General features: G+C 43.2%; 12 protein-coding genes. 6 read left to right on the top strand and 6 right to left on the bottom strand.

Going from position 1 to position 12,692, the window contains the following annotated elements; all coding sequences use genetic code 11:
- Positions 1-16 precede the first annotated feature (16 nt).
- Positions 17-2,440: a TonB-dependent receptor domain-containing protein gene (locus tag U0R10_RS07630; RefSeq protein WP_377983368.1), complete on the top strand. Its 2,424-nt coding sequence runs from the start codon at positions 17-19 to the stop codon at positions 2,438-2,440.
- Positions 2,441-2,518: 78 nt separating this feature from the next.
- Here U0R10_RS07630 and U0R10_RS07625 read toward each other — a convergent pair whose 3' ends face one another.
- Together U0R10_RS07625 and U0R10_RS07620 are read right to left on the bottom strand one after the other, a co-directional pair.
- Positions 2,519-2,965, bottom strand: a complete 447-nt coding sequence (locus tag U0R10_RS07625; protein WP_377983367.1) for a winged helix-turn-helix transcriptional regulator — start codon at positions 2,963-2,965, stop codon at positions 2,519-2,521.
- A 23-nt stretch (positions 2,966-2,988) separates the two neighbouring features.
- Positions 2,989-3,861, bottom strand: coding sequence for a sugar phosphate isomerase/epimerase family protein (locus U0R10_RS07620; RefSeq protein WP_377983366.1), 873 nt, complete (start codon positions 3,859-3,861; stop codon positions 2,989-2,991).
- Positions 3,862-4,070: 209 nt separating this feature from the next.
- Between U0R10_RS07620 and U0R10_RS07615 the strand changes: the two genes are divergently transcribed.
- Together U0R10_RS07615 and U0R10_RS07610 are read left to right on the top strand one after the other, a co-directional pair.
- Complete coding sequence (locus tag U0R10_RS07615) at positions 4,071-5,024, top strand: alpha/beta fold hydrolase (RefSeq protein ID WP_377983365.1); 954 nt, start codon at positions 4,071-4,073, stop codon at positions 5,022-5,024.
- A gap of 104 nt (positions 5,025-5,128) precedes the next feature.
- Positions 5,129-6,577, top strand: a complete 1,449-nt coding sequence (locus U0R10_RS07610) for a CotH kinase family protein (protein WP_377983364.1) — start codon at positions 5,129-5,131, stop codon at positions 6,575-6,577.
- 21 nt (positions 6,578-6,598) lie between these two features.
- Here the strand turns inward: U0R10_RS07610 and U0R10_RS07605 are convergent, their stop codons facing one another.
- The 3 genes from U0R10_RS07605 to U0R10_RS07595 are packed head-to-tail and all read right to left on the bottom strand — an operon-like array spanning position 6,599 to position 7,602.
- Positions 6,599-6,889, bottom strand: a complete 291-nt coding sequence (locus tag U0R10_RS07605) for a hypothetical protein (protein ID WP_377983363.1) — start codon at positions 6,887-6,889, stop codon at positions 6,599-6,601.
- Positions 6,886-7,254 carry a DUF2200 domain-containing protein gene (locus U0R10_RS07600; RefSeq protein WP_377983362.1) on the bottom strand — a complete coding sequence of 123 codons (369 nt, stop codon included), beginning with the start codon at positions 7,252-7,254 and terminating at the stop codon, positions 6,886-6,888. Before U0R10_RS07600 ends, U0R10_RS07605 begins: the two co-directional genes overlap by 4 nt.
- A gap of 42 nt (positions 7,255-7,296) precedes the next feature.
- Complete coding sequence (locus U0R10_RS07595; RefSeq protein ID WP_377983361.1) at positions 7,297-7,602, bottom strand: putative quinol monooxygenase; 306 nt, start codon at positions 7,600-7,602, stop codon at positions 7,297-7,299.
- A 223-nt stretch (positions 7,603-7,825) separates the two neighbouring features.
- On the opposite strand from U0R10_RS07595, the gene U0R10_RS07590 reads away from it, so the two are divergent.
- Genes U0R10_RS07590 through U0R10_RS07580 form a run of 3 tightly spaced genes read left to right on the top strand, consistent with a single transcriptional unit; the run spans position 7,826 to position 11,347 of the window.
- Entirely contained in the window at positions 7,826-8,737 is a 912-nt protein-coding gene (locus tag U0R10_RS07590) for a hypothetical protein (protein ID WP_377983360.1), read from the top strand.
- Between the two features lie 12 nt (positions 8,738-8,749).
- Positions 8,750-9,646 (top strand): sugar phosphate isomerase/epimerase family protein, encoded by an 897-nt coding sequence (locus U0R10_RS07585; RefSeq protein WP_377983359.1) that lies wholly within the window; start codon positions 8,750-8,752, stop codon positions 9,644-9,646.
- Positions 9,647-9,649: 3 nt separating this feature from the next.
- A complete protein-coding gene (locus U0R10_RS07580) occupies positions 9,650-11,347 on the top strand; it encodes a GMC oxidoreductase (protein WP_377983358.1) in 1,698 nt (565 codons plus the stop codon).
- On the opposite strand, the gene U0R10_RS07575 is transcribed toward U0R10_RS07580, so the two are convergent.
- Positions 11,342-12,658 carry a Gfo/Idh/MocA family protein gene (locus U0R10_RS07575; protein ID WP_377983357.1) on the bottom strand — a complete coding sequence of 439 codons (1,317 nt, stop codon included), beginning with the start codon at positions 12,656-12,658 and terminating at the stop codon, positions 11,342-11,344. The two genes, U0R10_RS07580 and U0R10_RS07575, sit on opposite strands and share 6 nt — an antisense overlap.
- Between the last annotated feature and the right edge of the window lie 34 nt (positions 12,659-12,692).

Here is a 12,692-nt window from a genome sequence, read left to right as displayed (position 1 = left end):
TCTAAATAAATTTTGAGTGAAAAAAGCGCTATTTGCCTTTGTATTGCTAGTTTCTTTCTCTTCCAATGGGCAATTGGGGTCGATTTCAGGGTTAATTTCCTCGGAATCAAATGAGGCGCTTCCTGGTGCAACGGTTGTTTTAGTGGGTACCGTTCGGGGAGTAGAAAGCAATCTTAAAGGGAATTATGTCCTGAAAGGCCTGAAACCCGGATCCTATACGGTCAAGGTTAGCTTTGTGGGCTATACACCAAGTACAAAAGAAGTCACCATCCTGGGTGCAGAGCAGCGTGAAGTAAATTTCAACTTAAGCGATGTGACCGAACTACAAGGGGTCTCTGTCTCCGCACAAGCTGGTGTAAAAGGCAATACATTTTTGCCACAGGTGAACGAATACACCATCACGGCTGGGAAGAAAAATGAAGTTATCGTACTCGATAACCTTCAAGCGAATTTAGCGATGAATAACTCGCGTCAAATTTTCTCTCGAACTCCTGGAATCTCGGTTTGGGAAAGCGATGGATCCGGCATTCAATTAGGCGTGGCTTCTCGAGGGCTTTCTCCCAATCGCTCCTGGGAATTCAATGTGCGCATGGACGGTTATGACATCACGCCTGACCCCATGGGCTATCCAGAAGCCTATTATACGCCACCCATGGAGGTCGTTGATCGTATCGAAATTATTCGTGGTGCGAGCTCCTTGCAATATGGCCCGCAGTTTGGGGGACTGATGAATTTCGTTTTACGTAAACCTGATTTATCTACCAAGCTGGTCGTAGAAAGTCAAAACACAACGGGTAATAATGGATTGTTTAGTTCATTTAATTATGTGGGTGGTACGTCAGGCCGACTCTCCTACACGACGTATTACCAAAAAAGACGTGGAAATGGATGGCGCCAAAACGCTTATTTCAATACCGACCACTCGCACGCTGAAGTTTCCTATGCGATATCGAACAAACTAAAAGTAGGTGGGCAGTTGACCTACATGCAAACAGAAAGCCAACAAGCCGGCGGGTTAACTGATGTGGCTTTTGCCCAAAATGCCCAACAAAGTTTGCGGGCTAGAAACTGGTTTAGCAATCCATGGTTTATCTATGCACTTACGGCGGACTATATCATCGATACGGAATCAAAGCTTAGCGTCAAGTATTTTGGCACGACAGCGGAGCGCAATTCCATTGGATTTACGCGCGCTATCACCGAAATAGATCCGTTGGGAAGTCGCCAAGTGGACCGAGATTTATACCAAACCAATGGTATAGAATTGCGCTACTTACTTAATTATAATCTAGGCACTTGGAAAAATACCGTCGCAACGGGACTTCGGTATTTTCATGGCGACATGACGCGCAAGCAGGTGGGGGTAGGCAGTGCTGGAAATGATATGAATTTTACCGTTCAGGGCTTGTACGCACGTGATTTGAGTTTCCAAAACATCAATTATGCCGCTTTCGCTGAAACCATATTACGTCCTACGGATCCCCTACTCATCACGCTGGGTGCCCGCTTGGAACAGATAGATACGCACATGGCTGGTCAGTCCGGGTTAAGTGCTGCTGGCGTACCGATAGCTACTGTTCCTAGCCGCCGAGGAAGATCCTTTGTTTTACTGGGCGCTGGTGCCGAATATAAGCTTAGTCCTAACACAAAATTGTACAGTAATATTGCGCAAGCCTATCGCCCTGTTTTGTCCTCTGATTTATTGCCTCCGGCAACAACGGATATCATTGATCCTAATTTATCAGACGCGAAAGGTTTCAATTTTGACCTAGGTTACCGCGGGGAAATAAGCAATTATTTGACCTTTGATTTAGACTATTTTTATTTGGATTATGCCAATCGCGTAGGGACTATTTCGCAAACAAATAGCGAAGGAAAAATTTACCAATACCGGACGAATCTGGGGCATTCGGTTTCAAAAGGGGCGGAAGCGTACATTGAATTTAGTCCTACAACTGCCTGGTTAAAACACCAGCGTTTGGGAAACATTTCCATCTTTGCATCGGTAGCAGCCATTCGTGCGCGTTACTTAGACTTCAAAACTACTTCCGTCGTTAGTGGCAAAATTGTGGAAGGAAATCTAGCCGGCAAACAGGTAGAGAATGCCCCCGATAAGATTAATCGGTACGGAATAACCTATTCCAAAAAAGGCCTATCGGTCAGTTGGCAAATCAGCGACATCAGCCAAGCCTTCGCAGATGCGAGCAACACCAAAACCCCCAATGCAGCAGCCACCACGGGACTAATCCCGGGCTACCAAGTTCAAGATATCTCTGGATCTTACAAGTTTAAAAAATATGCTCAATTGAAATTTGGGGTGAACAACATAACAGATGCTCGCTATTTTACTAGAAGGTCGGGCGGTTATCCGGGCCCCGGAATTTTACCGGCTGACGGTCGGACTTGGTATGTGGGTTTGAATGTGAAGTTCGTGAATTAGCCTAAGGAACGCCTTTGATAAAATGACAAAAGCCCCCAGTATAGTACCGGGGGCTCTGCAAAATAACAATACGATTTTCTAAATAATGATTGATTCTTTAAATGACTTATATTTTTCGATCATCTCGTTAATATAATTGAACTTGTCATTTTTCATTCTCGTTTTGACCACCCCTGTATACGTTTCACCTAAGTGATCATAATAAAAATCGGTCGTAAAAAGAGCGATTTCAACCATAATTGGAAATGTTTCCATCCCTTTTTCTTCCAAAAGGTAATGCACATTCTTCTTATTTATCTCTCCCTTTTTTCTGCTCAAAAATCCAAGTGATTCTAGTTTTTTTAGCCGATTTGAAAGCATTTTGCTGGGCATCAACTCAGGAGCTGCCTTGAATTCATTAAACGTAGATTTATGAAGAAACAACATGTCTCTCAAAATCAACAAGGTCCATTTATCCCCAAAAACATCCAATCCGGTTGCTACAGGGCACAATGACCTAAACTGAACTGTGTTATCATTTTCCATTAGGCGGTAAAAATACTAGAAGATTATTTAAATCCGATTTTCTCCAATCCTTTATGGCTAATCACGATCGCTTCTAATGCCGTCTCGTTGAAACACGCATCTTGCTCCACGAAATAATACTCCATGCCCGACAATTTTTTGTTGGCTAAAATACGTTTGAAATCAATCTTTCCGTTCCCAACTGGAGCAAACCGACCTTGATCATCCATATCTTTCACATGCCAAATCTTAAAACGACCTGGGTAGCGATTAAAATACGCCACTGGATCTGCACCCGCTTTAGTCACCCAGTATAGATCCATTTGGAAGTTGACATACTTAGGATTGCAATGCTCCAAAAGGTAATCGATGGTAACAATACCCTCAGCATCCTTTACAAACTCAAAATCGTGATTGTGATACAACAACTGCAAACCAGCCGCAGCACATTTCTCGCCTAATTTGTCTAGGATTTCGGCCAAATTCTTCGCGCCGCCTTTCATGGTCATCCGTTTGTTCACATTGTCAAACCCAAATAATCCCATCGGAGGAACGGGAATTACAAAGTATTTGAATCCAGCAGTTTTTAAATCGGCAATTTGCTGATCGATGTTTTCAAAATTAGCTGATCCTTGATGGGCAGAAATCGGTGTTAATTTCATTTCGGCCAACAATGATTTAAAATCAGCTGGAGATAAATTATAAAATTTGCCATTGTTATAACCCGCTGATTCAACGTTTACATAACCTGCTTGAGCTACTTTTTCTAAGGTTGCACGCGCATCTTTCATCGCATCGCGAACGGTGTACAAGGCTAAACCGCCAAAAGGTTTTTCAGATTGAATCGTTTGATTTGACGGTCCAAAAGAGAATAAGGATACGGCCATCAGGACACATATCACTACAAATGATTTCATTTTCATGGATAAAGTAGGTTAAATTCAACAAAGGCACAAGTTAATGTATTTTTTTGATAAAATAGAAATGGTCTATCGGTTAAGTAATGTTGGCCAAGCTATAATGACTTAACATTCGAAAAAGTAAACTTTGCATGGAATAATTTAATATCCCACCTATCTCAATAGAATTTAAATCCCGTATTTTTGGCCATCCAAAACGTACCCTCATGAAATTAGCTAGTAAAATCATCGGCGGCATATTCGCTTTTTTATTCCTTGTCTTAATCATCATTTGCGAAAGAGATCGGCCGGTGGACGAGTTAATTCCTTTGTATGCCAATCAGGATTCCAAGTTCATGCCCATCTTAGGGATGAATGTTCATTACCGCGACGAAGGTGTTCAAACAGATTCCGTGCCCTTGATTTTATTGCATGGCATGTCGTCCTCGTTAAATACCTGGGATAGTGTCGCCATGGGATTAAAGGCTGAGCGAAGAGTAATCAGTTTGGATTTACCGGGCTTTGGATTAACGGGTCCATCCCCTGAAAATGCCTATAACTTTACGTATTACAACAAGTTCATCGACTCATTCACCACTCGATTAAAAATCAAGCGCTTTATCCTGGCAGGTAATTCCATGGGCGGCGCCATTTCTTGGAATTATGCATTGCACAATCCACAAGGTCTTGCCAAAATGATCTTGATCGATGCAGCCGGGTATCCTAAAAAAGGCGAAAGCGGATCATTAGGTTTCAAAATTGCCTCCACGCCGGTAATCAATAATTTATTGCTTTACGCAACCCCCAAATTTCTGGTACGCAAGAGTTTAGAAACCGTTTATTACGACCCCGCACGTGTGACAGATGCGCAGGTGGAACGTTTTCATGATATAGCCATTCGGGAAGGAAACCGAGAGGCTGCTTTACAAATTTTCAAAGGTTCGTTTACGGGAAGTTCGAAACGTTTCTTGGATTCCAATGTTCCCAAAATTAAGGATATCAAAACCCCTACGTTAATCTTGTGGGGCGACAAGGATAACCTAATTGGCGTAAACAATGTGGACAACTTCTTGCACGATATATCAGGAAGCCAGGCAGAAATCTACCAAAATGTGGGCCATGTTCCCATGGAAGAAGTACCGGGGAAAGTTGTCAATTCTATGTTGAAGTTCGTCCGATAACTAAACGAATCATGGCTTTTCGTAGCACTCAGGCCGCCAAACATATTTGAAAATTAGTCCTTACCTTTGCCCAAATTTCATCCTTACTTGCACGTAAACGCATCATGCTAAAACGCCTACTTTTTCTCTCCCTGGTCATTTTCATTTCGTGTGAAAAACCTACTGAAATTCCAGTTGTTGTTCCAAAAGGAGATGATGGCCAGCAATTCGCGGTTGAAGTTGGCGAAAGCGAGGTCCCCTACCTCGTCATTACCACGGAAGGGAAAGAAGTGAAATATGGGTCAGATGTGGTGGGCCAACTGAAAATTTATAAACAAAAAAAGCTCGCACAAGAACAACGTATTTCCATTTCATACCGGGGTAAAACAAGCTTCCGACTCTCCGATAAAAAAGCATATAATTTCGAAACGATTACGCCCACGGGCGATGGCGTGGATGTGGCTTTTTTAGGTATGCCTGCAGAAGAAGATTGGCGATTGATTGGTCATATTGTCAATTTTAAGGACAAATATCAAATTGACAAAAGCCTAATTCACAACTATGTAGGGTATGAGTTCTCCCGTAAAATAGGTAAGTATGCGAGTCGTGGCCAGCTCGTTGAAATCGAAGTCAATGGCGTTTATCAAGGCGTCTATTACTTCTGTGAAAAAGTTAAACGGGATAATAACCGGGTAAATATTAAATCCTTAAATGCCACATCCACAAACCTGAGCGGTGGCTATATTTTAAAAATAGACAAAGCAGATGCTGGTCCAGAACATGATGGCAAGCCCGATAGCTACTTCATGAACAACTGGAACGATGATGCCACATATAATGAGTTCAATAGCTTCAGAAGTAAATTTGACATCTTCGCTAAGGAAATCTCGTTTCCGCCGTTTTTGGCACCCTATCATCCACAAAAATATGTAGAAACCTATTTCACCTATGATTACCCGAAAGCCGAGGAGATTACAAAAGCACAAAAGGAATACATCGCTAAATATATAGACCAATTTGAACGGGCACTGTTAGCAGACGACCTTTCAGGAAATACACGAACCTATACCAATTTTATAGCATTACCTTCCTTTGTCGATTATTTCATCATTAGTGAGTTATGCAGAAATGTAGACGCTTACCGCATCAGTACATTTCTGGAGAAAGACCGCGACGGGCGTTTAGCTATGGGTCCGGTTTGGGATTTAAATCAAGGGTTTGAAGATGGTGGGCGAATTCCCATGAATGATTGGGTGGCTAATTACAACCGCATTGTGACTAATGATGCCTGGATGGTTCCGTTTTGGTGGGATCGCTTATTAGCTGATCCACTCTTTAGAAATGCAGTAAAAGTTAGATGGCAATCCTTGCGCAAGTCTGAATTAGCCACAGCTTCCATGCATGCCATCATAGACGAAGCCGGACAAACCCTTAAAAAATCTGGCGCCGCGACACGAAATTATGCCATTTGGGACAAAGGCATATTGATCAATCATGACGTTTCGATCCAAAAACTTAAACAATTTGTCACCGACCGGTCCGCTTGGATGGATGGTAAAATCAACGCTTGGTAATTAACTAAAGCACGCCGTAGCTTAAACATGCAGAAAATGTGTCACCAAATTCGCCCATTCCTCCTCCAAGGAACACGAAGGCCGCGTTTTCTTCGCACGCGTATACCAGTAATCCGCATTCCAAATATCCCCTTCCTTGCGATGCAAATAGGCATGCACCCAGGCTGCATCTAAGCCTGGTGATTGATCCACTAAATCATGTGCTCTTTTCCAATCACCTTTCGCATCATACCAAAGGCTTTTTAGAATAGTCGAAAGCTGCGGATCGGGTGTGTCTAACGCGAAGGATTCTTTATATGATTCGATTTTCATGCTGATTTACGTAAGATTTTATCCAAGGATTTGCCTTTGGCTAACTCGTCCACAATTTTGTCTAAATAGCGAACCTGTTGGGTCAGTGGATTTTCAATATCTTCCACGCGGTAACCACAAATGAGGCCCGTGATGAGCGAAGCATTGGGGTTCAATGTTGCTTTATGAAAAAAGCTTTCAAAGTTCGCATTCGATGCAATTAGCTCGCCTACATCTTTCTCATTAAATCCCGTGAGCCATTCAATTACTTGGAGCAATTCGACTTCGGTCCGACCCTTACGCTCGACTTTGGCGAGGTATAATGGATAAACCGTTGCGAAGCTCATCTTAGCAAAACGCTCATCGTGATTATTAACTACAGACATCTAATAAATTGCTTAACGTTTTTTAAAATACCTTAAACCTATCTAGATCTGGTACATGTTTTCCTTTTTTGTCTTTATAATTAGGTCAACATCAATCAATTCCAATGACAGCACCATATCCTTCACAGCCTCTTTGTATTTCTTGAAATGGGCGGTAAGAATGTGGGATTGATAGGCTTCTTGATTCGCATATACTTCGAATATCGTTATGCTTGACGCATCTTTCTTGTCGGCAACTACCGTATAGGACAAAACCCCTGGCTCCAATTTAATCGCCGTAAGCATCTGCTCATTTAACAGGGATTTATACAAATCGAGCTGCTTGGGATCCACTTTAATTTTAGCCATTCGAAAAATTTGACTCGAATCCTGAGCGTAAATTTGACTAGTAAAAAGAAGAATTAAAATGGATAAAAATAAAGACTTCATTGGTATATGGATATTGATAAGAATTTAAATTAGATACCTGCAACTTGGCTTTTTGAAATATGAATGACTTTTGCAAATCAGACAATTGGTAAATTATTATAATTTCTTCTAATTTACTTCACAATCGAATAAAACCTAAACTATGAAATCTAAACTTTTGGCCTTTTGCCTACTGGTGACGCTCGCCGCGCAAGGCCAAATGTTAAACGATAGCCCATTCGATGCAAATGTCGCGCATCCAAAATATACTCAAGGCAAGGGTCCAAAAGTTTTGTTCGACAAAGGGCATTACAATTTCATCGTGGACATGGGTTTGGCAAAACCATTGATGGATGTCGCTACTGCCGACGGATATCAAGTGCGTGTCGATTCGATGAAATTTACCAAAGCCTATTTAGCTCCCTATAAAATGCTCGTCATCTTTCCTGCCATGCCCTTTAAGTTTGGCTCAAAAAGTCAAGTCACGGATGAGATTACCTTTACCCCAGACGAATTAACGGCATTACATGATTGGGTTTCTGAAGGAGGATCGCTTATAATGTTCGACGAACATGCGCCCATTGATAAATCGGTGACTCCTCTGTTCAATACATTCGGGATTCAATTATCGATTGGGATTGTATCCGATTCGCTCAACTATGAGACCAAATTTACGATTCCCAACAAAGAAACGCTACTTAAATTTACCCGAAGCAACGGACTTTTAAACACAGATCATCCCATTACGCAAGGCGAGAAAACGGGCGAACAAATAAACAATATCATGGGCTATGGCGGTGGCGGATTAACGGGTGCAGGCTATACCAACCTTTTCAAGCTTTCGCCATCGGCCACCATTAAAAAGTACAGTGGCAGTGCACCCTCCGGAACGGCAAATTCGCAGGGTTTGGCGGGGAAATTTGGCAAAGGAAAAGTAGTTGCCCTAGGCGATTGCAATGGATTTACGGCGATGTATGTGATGATGAAGTCCGTCAAATTTTCAGCCGGCATGCAAGTTGCAGACTACGATTGGAAGCAATTTGCATTGAATACATTACATTGGCTTTCCATTTAAATTCGAGTATTTATGACGAACCGTAGGGAATTTTTGAAGCAAAGCTCAGGACTCTTAGGCCTATCCGCCTTGGATTTCGCAGCTCCAGTTAAACCCCTTTTGTCCTTTTCCACACTCGGTTGTCCAGCTTGGACATTCTCAAAAGCTCTACAACGCGCCTCCGCAAATGGCTACAGCGGTATTGAAATCAGGGGGATCAAAGGCGACTTAGACCTTCCCAAAAATCCAATCTTTTCAGCGTCAAACTTGGCGGCTACAAGACGGGAGGCGGAGGATAAAAATCTTAAAATTGTGAACCTAGGCTCATCGGCCAATATGCATTTTCTGGATCCGAAAAAGCGACAAAGCAATCTGGACGATGCAAAGAAATACATTGATTTGGCCCAACAATTAAACTGCCCTTTTATACGTGTTTTTCCGAACGACCTTCCCAAAGATCAAGACGAAAAAGCAACTATCGGCGCCATCATTTCAAGCTTAGTTGAATTAGGCGATTATGCGAAATCAAGTGGGGTCAAAGTGTTGCTGGAATCACACGGAAAAGTCATCAAAAGCGACATGCTTTTGCATATCATGCAAGAGGCAAATCATATGAACGTTGGCCTTGTTTGGGACTTCTTTAATATGTGGTCGGTGACGAAAGAGGCGCCCGCCGACATGTATAAACAATTGAAAAAATACATTTTCCACACACATATCAAGGATGCACAATTAACCGAAAAAGGCGAAACCTATACGCTACTGGGTGAAGGAAACGCCCCGGTTAAAGAAGCACTACATGCATTAAAATCGGGTGGATATTCGGGCTACTATAGTTTTGAATGGGAGAAGCTTTGGCATATGGAAATTGCGGAACCCGAAATTGCCTTTCCACATTTCGCTAATAACTTCAACGCTTATTGGATTTAACTCATGGGTCAAAAAGATAAAAATACATTTGACGCCATCGTCATCGGATCCGGAATCAGTGGCGGTTGGTCCGCCAAAGAACTCACCGAAAAAGGCCTAAAAACCTTACTCTTAGATCGCGGTCGGGATGTCAAACACGTAACGGATTACCCGACCATGATGCATAATCCGTGGGATTCCCCCCACCGAGGTCAAGTACCCATAGACCTCAAAAAAGAATATAAAACCGCCAGCAAGAATTTCATTTTTACCGAAGCTACATCCCATTTTTTAACCAAAGACGGCGAACAGCCCTACATCCAAGACAAGCCCTACGACTGGATTCAAGCCTATCACGTAGGCGGGCGATCGCTTTTATGGGGAAGACACACGCAGCGCTGGAGTGATTTTGATTTCACAGGTCCGGAACGCGATGGCTTTGCGGTCGACTGGCCCATTCGCTACAATGACCTGGCGCATTGGTATAGTTATGTAGAAAAATTTGCGGGGATATCAGGGAACAAGGATGGCTTAGAAACTTTGCCGGATGGAGAGTTTTTGAAGCCTTTTGAGTTGAACTGCGTGGAAAAGCATTTTGGGGAAGTCGTCAAAAGTCAATATCCAGACCGACATGTGATTAGTGCGCGTACGGCCAACTTAAGTCAGGCCGATAAAATACATCATTCAGTAGGCAGAAGCCAATGCCAAAGTCGGACACTCTGTGAACGCGGTTGCCCGTATGGCGGCTATTTCAGTAGCAATTCGGCTACCTTACCTGCGGCATATCAGACAGGGAATTTGACCTTGAAACCACACTCGGTCGTACATTCGATTATCTACGACGAGAAGAAAAATAAGGCAACGGGCGTGCGTGTTATCAACGCGCTGACACATGACATGGAGGAATATTATGCCTCGATCATTTTTGTGAATGCCTCGCCTTTGGCAACGAATCTAATCCTACTAAATTCAATTTCATCTCGCTTCCCCAATGGACTTGGAAATGACTCAGGAATACTTGGAACGCACATGGCTTTCCATAGTTACCGCGGTCGAATCACAGCGGAATACGATGGGGATTTGGATAAAACAACCGGTGGCAAAAGGCCAACGTCCGGATATATCCCGCGATTCAGAAATGTCTATAAACAAGAAACCGATTTCTTGCGTGGCTATGCGAGTAATCTCACCGCCAACCGGGTCATTGAAAATGCCAAAGAGCATGTAGGCGAATCCTTAAAGCATGCCTTGTTAAACCAAAAGCTCGGCAACTGGCATATCAATGTGGGTATGATGGGGGAGACGATTCCAAAAGCTCATTCAACCGTTCGCTTGGATAATCAGCTGAAAGACAAATATGGCATTCCACAGCTTCGCGTTTCGATCGGATATGATGAAAATGACGAGAAGATGCTGAAGGATTTTCACCAACAATTCACGGAGATGTACACCGCCGCTGGCTTTCATAACATTCAGACCATCGACACGCGGCGCTTACCAGGAAATGAAAACCACGAAATGGGCGGAGTCCGCATGGGTCGCGATCCGAAGACCTCGATGCTAAATGCGTTTAATCAGCTGCATCATTGCAAAAATGTATTCGTCACAGATGGATCCTGCATGACATCGACATCGACACAGAATCCATCTTTAACGTATATGGCATTGACAGCGAGGGCAGTTGACTATGCTGTCAAAGAAAAGAAGCGCTTGAATTTATAACTTAATCCCCCACGTTTTATTCAATTTTCGGCCCAGCAATACGTTTGCATCAGCATCATTGAACTTTTCAGATTTCGGATTCCAGGTCAATGATTTATTCACTGCGTAGGCAATGTTTCCGATGTTACACACAGAGGCTGTGCGGTGACCAATCTCCACATCACAAATAGGACGCGTACGATTTCGCATTGCAGCTAAAAAGTCCTTGTAGTGATTCGTGCTTTCGTACACGTGCTTTTCATTTGGCCCGATCACACGATCCTTCAAGGCTGCATTGGATGTTTCCAATTTCTTTCTTTGTACACGTAGCGTACCCTCCGTACCCACAAACTCGATCGCGTTATTCCACTCCCAAGGCTGATGCGTCATCTTAATTCCATTCGCGTACGTATAGGTCAAAAATTCGTTTCCATTGGTTTTTGGCGCATCCACTTGAACTGGGCCACTTCCGTCCATATCGAGTGCCCATTGCACAATATCAAACATGTGAGCACCCCAATCCGTCATGCCTCCGCCACCAAATTCCTTGTATTTCCGCCAATTAGGGAACACATCTTTTGAAATCGGCGGAGCTAATTCAGCATTAAACGGTACCGCGTCATTCGGCCCGAGCCATTTGTCAAAGTCTAGGCCAGTTGGCAATGCTTCCGCCGTTAAATCATACGCAATGGGAGGAGGGCCCACATTCACTTTGATGGACTTCACTTCCCCAATATACCCATTACGAATTAACTCGGCCGTTTGTCTAAACTCGGGCCAAGAGCGTTGCATGGATCCCGTTTGAAAAACGCGATTATATTTTCGCGTCGCATCCACCATCGCACGACCCTCTTTTACGGTCAATGAAAGTGGTTTTTCGCAATAAATATCTTTACCGGCAGCAGCAGCGCGCACCGCCATGGCAGCATGCCAGTGATCCGGGCTAGCAATCACAACTCCGTCAATATTTTTCAATGCCAATAACTCTGTAAAGTCTTGGTATTGAGGTATTTCTGAATAACTACCCAGTGTAGATGATTTGGAATAAATGTCTTTTACCCGATCTAAAAACTGATTGGCCTTTGCTTGATACACCTCAGATATGGCCGCAATGCGAACCTCTCCCGTATTCAAAAATGAATTGGACAATCCTCTTGCTTGTTTTCCAGTTCCAATAAATCCTAAATTAATGAGGTCACTAGGCGCTATATAAGCAGATCCGTCTGGACGCGTTCCTCCCAAAACATGTCGGGGAACGATGAAAAAAGAGCCAATGGCAAGGCTCGATTTAGTCAGGAAATCACGTCTTTTAATCGAGGTTGAAGTTTTCATAGGTAAGGTTTTAAGGTACTGTCTGTTTAGGGAG

The sequence above is a fragment of the Aquirufa avitistagni genome (assembly GCF_042715545.1).
In the GTDB taxonomy this organism is placed as follows: Bacteria; Bacteroidota; Bacteroidia; order Cytophagales; family Spirosomataceae; genus Aquirufa; species Aquirufa avitistagni.
Note: the sequence above shows the minus strand (reverse complement) of the source record. Positions and strands in the feature narration are given on the sequence as shown.

Bases quoted from the DNA above. Each gene is read 5' to 3' on its own strand.
- U0R10_RS07625 (WP_377983367.1), bottom strand. From the start codon at position 2,965: ATGGAAAATGATAACACAGTTCAGTTTAGGTCATTGTGCCCTGTAGCA.
- U0R10_RS07620 (WP_377983366.1), bottom strand. From the start codon at position 3,861: ATGAAATCATTTGTAGTGATATGTGTCCTGATGGCCGTATCCTTATTC.
- U0R10_RS07615 (WP_377983365.1), top strand. From the start codon at position 4,071: ATGAAATTAGCTAGTAAAATCATCGGCGGCATATTCGCTTTTTTATTC.
- U0R10_RS07610 (WP_377983364.1), top strand. From the start codon at position 5,129: ATGCTAAAACGCCTACTTTTTCTCTCCCTGGTCATTTTCATTTCGTGT.
- U0R10_RS07605 (WP_377983363.1), bottom strand. From the start codon at position 6,889: ATGAAAATCGAATCATATAAAGAATCCTTCGCGTTAGACACACCCGAT.
- U0R10_RS07600 (WP_377983362.1), bottom strand. From the start codon at position 7,254: ATGTCTGTAGTTAATAATCACGATGAGCGTTTTGCTAAGATGAGCTTC.
- U0R10_RS07595 (WP_377983361.1), bottom strand. From the start codon at position 7,602: ATGGCTAAAATTAAAGTGGATCCCAAGCAGCTCGATTTGTATAAATCC.
- U0R10_RS07590 (WP_377983360.1), top strand. From the start codon at position 7,826: ATGAAATCTAAACTTTTGGCCTTTTGCCTACTGGTGACGCTCGCCGCG.
- U0R10_RS07585 (WP_377983359.1), top strand. From the start codon at position 8,750: ATGACGAACCGTAGGGAATTTTTGAAGCAAAGCTCAGGACTCTTAGGC.
- U0R10_RS07580 (WP_377983358.1), top strand. From the start codon at position 9,650: ATGGGTCAAAAAGATAAAAATACATTTGACGCCATCGTCATCGGATCC.
- U0R10_RS07575 (WP_377983357.1), bottom strand. From the start codon at position 12,658: ATGAAAACTTCAACCTCGATTAAAAGACGTGATTTCCTGACTAAATCG.